Raw genomic sequence first — 8938 nt, 5'->3', positions numbered from 1 at the left:
GCGGGCTGAGCCTGATCCGGGGGGGGTGGCACTTGCGGCGGGGCGGGGCCCCGCCCCCCCCCCCCCGGGGGGGCCCCCCCACCGCGGTGGCGCTGGCCGGCCCCGCCGCCGTTTCGTGTTACTCCGCCGGAGGCCCGTCCCCCACCGGCGGCGCGGCGGGGAAGAGGATCGGGCTGAGCAGGTACGGCTCCCGGCCCGGCCCCGGGCCGTTCGCCAGCCGAGGCGCCAGGACGGCACGCAACTCGCCGCTGAACTCGGCGAGTTCCGCCGGGTCGAGCCAGAACGTGCCCTGCCGGTAGGCCACTCCCTGGGCGGCCGGGTCGGCGTCCTCGCGGTCGAGGTAGGCGTTGAACTCGGCGATCAGGACGGCCATCGCGGCGGCGAAGCCCCGGCGGTGGTCCTCCCGCGTCATCGTGGCGGCCGCGGCGGCGTCCACGACCGGGCGGTCCTCGCGCAGCCGGTAGTACCGCTCGACGGCGCCGCGCACCCGGCGCTCCTCGGCGACCTCCAGGAAGCCGGCCTCGGCGAGCAGCGCGACGTGCCGGTACACCGTCACCTTCGACACGCCGGACAGCCGCTCGCACAGCTGCGAGGTGGTGAGCACCTGCCCGCCGGCGAGAGCGTGCACCACGCGCAGGCGCACCGGGTGAAGGAGGAGGTCTACCGCGTCCAGGTCCATTGCCCCACGATTTCACAGTCGCTATCATTATCAAAGATGAAAACAGTGCGCCCGGGAGACGACCCGGGTGCCGGTTCCCAGGGGGGAAGCACCATGCGCCAGACGAACGGGCGGGCCATCACCGTCAACGGGCGATCGCTCTATGTCGAGGAATCCGGACACGGCACGGACGTCGTGCTCTTCGAGTCGGGCCAGGGCCTCGGCCGCGTCTCCTGGGACCCGGTCCTGCCGCTGCTCGCGGACCGTGCCCGGCTGGTCGCCTACGACCGCGCGGGCTTCGGCCGCAGCGCCCGCACCGACGCCCCGCTCGACCTCGACGACCTGGCGGCCGACCTGGTCGCCCTGGCCGAGGCCGTCGCCCCCGACCGGTTCGTCCTGGTCGCCCACAGCATGGGCGGCCTGGTCGCCCGCCTCGCGTACCAGCGCCTCGCACCCCGGCTGCGCGGCATCCTGATGGTCGACACCACACCGGAGACCGCGCCCGCCTTCGACACCATCGACCAGATCGCCCGCCGCGTCGACCGGACGCTCGCCATCGGCCAACCCCTGGTCCGCAGCCGCCTGGTGGCCCGGCTGCTCAGCGGCACCGCCCGCCGGGCCTTCCCCACCGACACCTACGAGACCATGCTCGCCGAGGACTTCGTCCCGGCCGGCCTCGCCCAGACCCGCCGCGAGTTCCGCGCCGTCGCGGCCGCCGTCCCCCGGCTGCGCGCCGAACCCCCGGCACCCCCCGTCTGCCCGACCGTCCTGCTGTCCGCCGACCGCCCCCACCGAGGCGGCGAACGCACCCACCCCGCCCTCCAGGAGCACCAGCGCCGCTGGACCGACACCCTCCCCGACGGCCGCTACGAGACCGTCGACGCCGGCCACTTCATCCAGGGCGAGCGGCCCGACCTGGTCGCCGCCCGGATCCGCGAACTCCTCGACCGCACCTGAGCGGTGGGCCGGCGGACGTCGGTCGACCGGCCGCATGACGTCGGCGGGCTTCGAGACCGACCCGCCCGACCGGATAGCCCACCTCGACCGGTTCAGGCCGACGGCAGCAGGCCGGGCACCGGGCCGCCGCGGCGGGACACCCGACGCAGGAAGGTCAGCACGCCGGGTGTCCCGACCGCCCAGGCGCGGGACTCGACGGTCGGGTCGCCGCCGGGGAAGACCGGGCGGCCCGCCGGGCCGCCGGCGCGGGTGAGGAGCAGGGCGGCCAGGTGCTCCGCCGCGTGCCAGTGACGGGGGTCGCCGGTGGCCGTGGCGAGGTCCACGAGGAGGTCCCCGACTCCGGCCAGGCCGCAGCAGCGGACCACCAACGCGGTGCGCGGGGCGAGGGCCCGGCAGGTGTCGGCCGCGTCGGCGGCCAGGGCGAGGAGGGCGTCGTCGCCGTACTGGATCCCGGCCTGGACGAGGACGGTGCCGAGGCCGGCCAGGCCCCGGCACCAGGAGAGGTAGCGGCGGGTGGCCCCGGGTCGCAGGGCGGCCGCGCTGAGGCGGGGCAGGTCGGCGGCGAGTCCGTCGACGATGCGGCGGGCCGTCCGGCGGGACGCCTCGTCCGGCCGGGCGAGGAGGAAGTGGGCGATGCCCGCGCGGCCGTGCGCGAAGCCCTCGGCGAGGGCGGCGGTGCCGGGGTTGGGCGCCTCGCCGGGTTCGTCGAGGGGGCGGGCGGTCAGTGCCGTGGCGCACGCGGCGGCCGCCGCGAGGTGCCGGTCGGTGTCCCGGCCGAGGGCGGCGAGCAGCAGGTGGCCGGTGCCGGTGCCGGCCACCCCGGCGATCTGGTCGGCCCCGGCTGGCGCGTGGCGGCGGTGGTGTGGCGGCTCCGTGCCGAGTTGCCCGGTGCCGAGGGGCTCCCGACCGAGGGGCTCCGTACCGAGCGGCTGCGTGCCGAGGGCGGCGGCGGCCCGCGCGAGGAACAGGTCGACGCCGGTCCGGCCCTGGTAGAGCGAGCCGTCGAGGCGGTCGAGGGCCGGGTGGGCGGCCGTCCAGACGGCCAGGGCGGTGGCGGCGGCCCGGGCGTCGGGGCGGTCCGCGTGCTCCAGCAGTTCGAGACCGAGGCCGGCGGCACCGTCGTAGAGCGACAGCAGGGTGCGGGGCTCGCCGGCGCGCGGGTCGGTGGCGACCAGTTCGCGGGCCATCCGCACGCAGGTGCCGACGGTGTGGTCGAGGACCTCGTCCAGCGGCGCCCGCCGCGGCCCGGCCGATCGCCGGACCGGGGGCCGGCCGAGCGGCCTCCCGTCCCGCAGGCTGGACGCGGCGGCCGCGCGCCGTGCCCGGTCCAGGCTCATCAGGCCCGCGACCAGGGCCACCGCCGGATGCCCTGGCTCCGGCGAAACGGGACCCGGCGGGACGGGCCACGGCGAGACGGGCCACGGCGAGACAGGCGCCGCCGGGACGGGCCACGGCGAGACAGGCGCCGGCGAATCGGACCCCGCCGGGACGGGCCCCGGGAGGGCCGCGCGCAGGCAGGCCAGGGTGCGGTCGCGGTTGGTCGCCGGATCGGGGTCGATCACCACCGGGTCGAGGCCGGTGAGGGCGTGGTGCAGCGTGGTGCCCAGCGCGTAGTAGTCCTCGGCGGGGTCGGTCCCGGTGGCGCCGGGCAGCCCGTAGCCCGCCGTGGCCCCGGGCGGGCGGGCGCCGTCGAGGGCGCTGACGCCGAAATCGACCAGCGAGCAGCGCCCGGCGGCGTCGAGCACCACGTTCGCGGGTTTCAGGTCGCAGACCACCACGCCGCGCGCGTGCACCGCGTCCAGGATGCGCAGCAGTCCGCGCGCCAGTTCCCACCAGTCGCGCCCGCCGGTACCCGGCCGGGGGTCGTACGGGCCGGCGGCGAGGACGTCGCGTCGCAGGTCGCGCGGCCCGCACGCGCCGCTGACCAGGTACTCGTCGGGCCCGTGCCGGAAGTAGTCGACCAGCGGCGGCACCCCGGGCACCCCGGCCAGGGCGGTGAGCACCCGGCGCTCGTGCCGGAGCCGGCCGCGCGCGTCGGTGCCCGCGCCGTCCTCGGCGACGTGGGCGCGGGCCTGTTTGACCACCACCTCGCGCCCGGTGGCGAGTTCGACCGCGCGGTAGACGTGGCCGTTCGGCGAGCGGGTGATCCCGGCGGTGATCCGGTACCGGCCCTCGCCGACCCGGGTGGTCGGCGGCCGGGCGGCGGCCGCGAGGGGCGTGAACGGGTCGCTCGCCCAGGGTGGTTGGCGGTAGCGGGCTTCGGCCAGGCCGGGGAAGAGCGACCCGTCCGGTCCGGTCATGCCGTAATCGGCGTCGTCGTCCGTGACCCGGAACAGTCCGTAGCGGTAGTACACCGGCGCGTCCGGTCGGAGCCGGCGGTCGCTCACCACCCGGGGCCCGGCCCAGCCGGCCAGCGCCCGGGCCAACTCCGTTCCCAGCACGACGAGGTCCGCCTCGTCCGGGTAGACCGTGACCGCCTTGCCGATGGCCGCGGGGCCGCGCAGCCCGCTGTTGAGCTCCCGCAGCACGGCCGCGCCCGCCGCGAACTTCGCGTCGCAGGTGCGGCGCAGCAGGATCGGGACCACCGCGTCCAGCAGCTGCGGGAGTTGGCCCTGCCGGGCGGACAGGTGGAGCTTCCAGCCGTGGGCGCGCGCCGGCATCCGCGGGTCCTGGAGGTACCACCACTGCCCGTCGGTGTGCAGCGGGCGGCGCGGGCCGGGCGCGGCGGCCGCCAGGTCGGCGACCCGGCGCCGCAGTGCCTCGGCGGAGCCGGGGTCGGGTGGTGTGGTCATCGCTCCGCCCCTCCCCCGGTCCGCTTCCTCGGTACGGGTCAGCAGTCCACGGCGCAGTCGAAGCGCGTCGGAACGTAGGTGACCCACGGGTCGGCGAGACACGCGACCGGGGTGAGGTCCGCGTCGTGCTCGTCCTCGAAGACGATGGCATCCTCGTCGATGTCCAGCAGGCCTGCGTCGCGGATCTCGGTCACCACTGCGCTCATGGGTGGTTCCTCCCTTGGGGGTTGGACCTGCTCTCTCGGGTCACGCCGGGCGCGCGGGACACCTGGGCACGCTGATCCGACGTGACCCGCAAGAGGGGGCCTGGGCCGGTGTTCCTTGCGGTTGGCGCCTCATGCTAGCCACGCCGACCGGTCCGCGACAGGGGTACGACACCGCCAACTCGGCCGCTCAGCACCGCGATTCCCGCCGACCGGAACGGACCGTTCAGTCGCTCACCAGGCGGCGGCCGGTGATCTCGTCCGGGCTGATCCGGATCCAGCAGGTCCGGTCGCCGCCGGCCCAGGGGATGGCGCCGGGGAGGCCGGCCAGGTGGTGCAGGGCGGCGGGGTCGTGCACGTGGTGGGCGGTGCCGAGGAGGAGGACGCTCCAGCCCCGGCCGAGGTATTCGTCGATGTGGTCGATCTGGAAGGAGAGCGCGGTGCCCTCGGCCGGGGCGCCGCGCCCGGTGGTGCGGTAGGCGATGGCGGCGTCGTCGACGACGTAGTTGACGGGGACGACGACCGGGCCCGGCTGGAGCGGCAGGGCGATGCGGCCGACGCCGTGGGTGCCGATCAGCTCCCAGCACTCGGGTTCGGTGAGGCCGAGCAGCCGCGGGTGCGGGCCGGGGCCGCCCTGGCCGGGCGGGGCGTCGGCGCGGCCTTCGAGCAGTTCGCCGCGGCTGAGGCCGAGTGCGGCGGCGATCCGGACGAAGCCGCCGGGGTCGAAGGCCGGTCCGGCTTCGAGCAGGTAGTGGAGGTAGCGGGGGGCCATGGCCGCCTGGTGGGCGAGGTCGTCCTCGCTGAGGCCGAGTTGTTCGCGCCGCTCGGCGATCCGGCCGGCCACGGCGGCGGGTTCGGCCCGGTCGACGGCGTCAGGGGTGTCGTTCACGGTGGTGGCTCCTCGGCTTGCCGGCGGGTGCCCGGGGTCGTGTCCCGGGGTCGTGTCCGGGCGGTGACCAGGCCGGATCCATCCAAGCGCCCGGCGTGCGCCAAGTCGAGGAACGGCGGGGCGCCGTGCGTGTCGGCCCCGGCCGGGATGTTCGACGCGGGCCGGGACCGGTGGCGGGCCGAGGACACGGGCCCCGACCCGGGCCAGCTCCAAGATCAACTTTCGAACATCTCACATCTGCTTATAGATAAATTCATACGATCGGGTGAGTTTGGCGACGGTACCCACCCGATGGTGTGCACCGGTCCTCACGGCCCCTCATCGAACACGCTCACGCCCCCTCGGTGCGGCCGGAACAATCATCGCGGCGGGTCGGCCGAGGCCGAATCCCCGCCTCCGCAACGAACTTGACGCCAACTCAGTTCTCCCGACCAGAACAGGGGCCAGCCATGACGACCGAGACCGTCCAGCAGAGTCAGCAGAGCAGGCAGAGTCTCAGCACCTCAGCCGCCCGGAACCTGGCCACCACCACCAAGACCGCACCGCAGATGCTCGGGATCACCCCCCGCTACCTGCTGCGCGCCCTGCCCTGGGTGGACCTGGAGGCCGGGGTCTACCGGGTCAACCGCCGCCGGGGCTTCATCCTCGGCGACGGGCAGATCAGCACCTACGTCAACGGCGACGGCGCCTCCCGGGTGATCGCCGAGGACCTGCGCGAGCTGCCCTTCCTCAGCCAGGTGGACAGCCCGCTGCTCACCGCCCTCGCCAACGGCTTCGTCGAGCGCGAGGTGGCGCCCGGCGAGCTGATCGTCGACGCCGGTGCCCCCGCCGAGCAGCTGCACCTCATCGCGTTCGGGCGAGCCGAGCAGCGCGCCACCGGGGAGTACGGTTCGGACGCCCTGATCGCCGTCCTCGGCGACGGCGACTTCTTCGACGCCACCGCCTGGGTCGACGGCACCCCGATGCCCTACCGGGTCAAGGCGGTCAGCGCGTGTACCGTGCTCTCCCTCGACCGCCGGATGCTCCTCGAACTCGCCGACCGTGAGCCGTCGTTGCGCGCTCAGCTGGACGCCTTCGGCAACGACCGCCGGGAGCCCGCCGACCGCGAGCACCCGATCGACCTCACCTCGGGCCACTCCGGCGAGCCGTACCTGCCGGAGACCTTCGTGGACTACGAGGAGGCCCCCCGCGAGTACGAGTTGAGCATCGCGCAAACCGTCCTCAAGGTGCACACCCGGGTCGCGGACGTCTACAACTCCTCGATCGACCAGGTCCAGGCCCAACTGCGGCTGACCACCGAGGCGCTGCGCGAGCGCCAGGAGTGGGAGATGCTCAACCACCCCGAGTACGGGCTGCTCAACAGCGTCGCGCCCAACCAGCGCGTGCGCACCCGCAAGGGCGCGCCGACCCCGGACGACATGGACGAGCTGCTGGCCCGGGTCTGGAAGCAGCCGGCGTTCTTCCTCGCCCACCCGCGGGCGATCGCCGCGTTCGGGCGCGAGTGCACCCGGCGCGGGGTGCCGCCGCAGATCGTGGAACTCTTCGGCAGTCCGTTCCTGACCTGGCGCGGCGTCCCGCTGCTGCCCTCCGACAAGCTCGACCTCAAGGGCTCGGCCACCTCGGCGCCCGGCACCACGAACATCCTGCTGATGCGGGTCGGCGAGGACCGTCAGGGCGTGGTGGGCCTGCGCCCGTCGAAGGTCCCGGACGAGGTGGAGCCGGGCCTCTCGGTGCGGGCGATGGGCGTGGACCGGCAGGCCATCACCTCGTACCTGGTCACCAGCTACTTCTCGGCCGCCGCGCTGGTGGACGACGCCATCGCGGTGCTCCAGAACGTCGAGGTGTCGAACTACCATGACTACTCCTGACGGATTCGGGCGCGGCACCGGGGTCACCGGAATGGGCCGACCGCCGCTCGACACCGGCTCCTCGACGGGCCCGGGAAGCGGCCTGGTACCCGGCCCGGTCCCGCTGCCCGCAGCGCTCGCCCACGCGGCGGGCGGTCCGCGGTACTGGCTGCCGCAGCAGCCGGACCAGGCGGCCCGGGCGGCCCGGGCCGACCCCGCCACCCCGCCCTCCGCACCGCCGGGCGGGTTCGACGTCGAGGCCGTCCGGCGGGACTTCCCCCAGCTGCACCGGAAGGTGAACGGCCACCCGCTGGTCTGGCTCGACAACGGGGCCACCACCCTCAAGCCGCGCCAGGTGGCCGAGGCGGTCGCCGAGCACTACTCGATGGGCACCTCCAACGTCCACCGCGGTGCACACACCCTCGCCAAGCAGGCGACCCAGGTCTACGAGGAGGGCCGCGAGGAGGCCGCCAAGCTGCTCGGCACCCAGGACGCCGGCGAGATCGTCTTCGTCCGGGGCACCACCGAGGCCGTCAACCTGGTGGCACAGTCCTGGGGCCGCGCCAACCTCGGCGTGGGCGACGAGATCCTGGTCTCGGCGGCCGAGCACCACTCCAACCTGGTGCCCTGGCAGCTGATCGCCAAGGAGCGCCGGGCCCGGATCCGGCCGATCCCGCTGCTCCCCGACGGGCAGCTCGACCAGGACGCCTACCGGGACCTGCTCGGGTCGCGGACGAAGCTCGTCGCGCTCACCCACGCCTCGAACGTGCTGGGGACGGTCCCGCCGGTGGCCGAGATGACCGCGCTGGCGCACCGGTACGGCGCCAAGGTCCTGGTGGACGGCGCACAGGCGGTGAGCCACTTCCCGGTGGACGTCACCGCGCTGGACGCCGACTTCTACGCCTTCTCTGGGCACAAGATCTTCGCCCCGACCGGCATCGGCGTGCTCTTCGGCAAGCGCGAACTGCTGGAGGCCATGCCCCCGTGGCAGGGCGGCGGCAACATGATCGACTCGGTGGGCTTCGAGGAGACCTCCTACGCGCCCGTGCCGCACCGGCTGGAGGCGGGCACCGGCCACATCGGCGGGGTGGCCGGCCTGCGGGCGGCCCTGCGGTACCTGGCCGGGCTGAACCGCCCGGCCGCCACCGCGTACGAGGAGCAGCTCACCGCGTACGCCACGGGCGCGCTGGCGACCGTCCCCGGGCTGCGCCTGATCGGCGACGCGCCGGGGAAGATCGGGGTGCTGACCTTCCTGCTCGCCGGCACCGACCCGATGGCCCTGGCCGGGGCGCTCGACCAGCAGGGCATCGCGGTGCGCGCCGGGCACCACTGCGCGCAGCCGGCGCTCGCCGCGTTCGGTCTTCAGAGCGCGGTGCGGGCCTCGCTGGCCCTGTACAACACCGTGCAGGACATCGACGCCCTGGTGTCCGCCATCCAGGGCGTCCAGGCGACCTCGGCGGGGTAGGCCGGGGCGGCGGCGGGGGGGGGGGGGGGCCGCGAGGGGGGGCCCCCCCCCCCCCGCCCGCGCGCGCGCCGGGGGCGCCGGCGCCGGCCCCCCCCCGGGCCCCCCGCCCCCCCCGCCGGGGGGGGGC

7 protein-coding genes are annotated in these 8938 nt (G+C 75.4%); 3 read left to right on the top strand and 4 right to left on the bottom strand.

What is annotated here, in order from left to right:
* Positions 1-118 precede the first annotated feature (118 nt).
* Positions 119-679, bottom strand: coding sequence for a helix-turn-helix domain-containing protein (locus ACIPLC_RS19085; protein WP_400474164.1), 561 nt, complete (start codon positions 677-679; stop codon positions 119-121).
* Positions 680-772: 93 nt separating this feature from the next.
* Between ACIPLC_RS19085 and ACIPLC_RS19080 the strand changes: the two genes are divergently transcribed.
* Positions 773-1615, top strand: a complete 843-nt coding sequence (locus ACIPLC_RS19080; RefSeq protein WP_400474163.1) for an alpha/beta fold hydrolase — start codon at positions 773-775, stop codon at positions 1613-1615.
* 92 nt (positions 1616-1707) lie between these two features.
* Here the strand turns inward: ACIPLC_RS19080 and ACIPLC_RS19075 are convergent, their stop codons facing one another.
* The 3 genes from ACIPLC_RS19075 to ACIPLC_RS19065 all read right to left on the bottom strand — a co-directional run bounded on the left by ACIPLC_RS19075 (position 1708) and on the right by ACIPLC_RS19065 (position 5499).
* On the bottom strand, positions 1708-4407 hold the full coding sequence (locus ACIPLC_RS19075; RefSeq protein ID WP_400474162.1) for a lanthionine synthetase LanC family protein: 2700 nt from the start codon (positions 4405-4407) through the stop codon (positions 1708-1710).
* 38 nt (positions 4408-4445) lie between these two features.
* Positions 4446-4613 (bottom strand): SflA family class IV lanthipeptide, encoded by a 168-nt coding sequence (locus tag ACIPLC_RS19070; RefSeq protein WP_363622874.1) that lies wholly within the window; start codon positions 4611-4613, stop codon positions 4446-4448.
* A gap of 223 nt (positions 4614-4836) precedes the next feature.
* Entirely contained in the window at positions 4837-5499 is a 663-nt protein-coding gene (locus ACIPLC_RS19065) for a pyridoxamine 5'-phosphate oxidase family protein (RefSeq protein WP_363622872.1), read from the bottom strand.
* Between the two features lie 449 nt (positions 5500-5948).
* Here ACIPLC_RS19065 and ACIPLC_RS19060 point away from each other — a divergent pair, with 449 nt between their 5' ends.
* Together ACIPLC_RS19060 and ACIPLC_RS19055 are read left to right on the top strand one after the other, a co-directional pair.
* The gene (locus ACIPLC_RS19060; protein ID WP_363622870.1) at positions 5949-7367 is read left to right on the top strand and encodes a family 2B encapsulin nanocompartment shell protein; all 1419 of its coding nucleotides are present in this window, start codon (positions 5949-5951) and stop codon (positions 7365-7367) included.
* Entirely contained in the window at positions 7354-8811 is a 1458-nt protein-coding gene (locus tag ACIPLC_RS19055; RefSeq protein ID WP_400474161.1) for a SufS family cysteine desulfurase, read from the top strand. The genes ACIPLC_RS19060 and ACIPLC_RS19055 overlap by 14 nt, the downstream gene beginning before the upstream one ends.
* Positions 8812-8938: the final 127 nt, after the last annotated feature.

The organism is Kitasatospora sp. NPDC086801 (assembly GCF_044745805.1).
Taxonomy (GTDB): Bacteria; Actinomycetota; Actinomycetes; order Streptomycetales; family Streptomycetaceae; genus Kitasatospora.
The sequence above is the reverse complement of the archived record's forward strand: the minus strand, read 5'-3'. Positions and strand labels throughout refer to the sequence as shown.

Excerpts from the sequence above, each read along its gene's own strand:
- ACIPLC_RS19085 (WP_400474164.1), bottom strand. The coding sequence starts at position 679 with ATGGACCTGGACGCGGTAGACCTCCTCCTTCACCCGGTGCGCCTGCGC.
- ACIPLC_RS19080 (WP_400474163.1), top strand. The coding sequence starts at position 773 with ATGCGCCAGACGAACGGGCGGGCCATCACCGTCAACGGGCGATCGCTC.
- ACIPLC_RS19075 (WP_400474162.1), bottom strand. The coding sequence starts at position 4,407 with ATGACCACACCACCCGACCCCGGCTCCGCCGAGGCACTGCGGCGCCGG.
- ACIPLC_RS19070 (WP_363622874.1), bottom strand. The coding sequence starts at position 4,613 with ATGAGCGCAGTGGTGACCGAGATCCGCGACGCAGGCCTGCTGGACATC.
- ACIPLC_RS19060 (WP_363622870.1), top strand. The coding sequence starts at position 5,949 with ATGACGACCGAGACCGTCCAGCAGAGTCAGCAGAGCAGGCAGAGTCTC.
- ACIPLC_RS19055 (WP_400474161.1), top strand. The coding sequence starts at position 7,354 with ATGACTACTCCTGACGGATTCGGGCGCGGCACCGGGGTCACCGGAATG.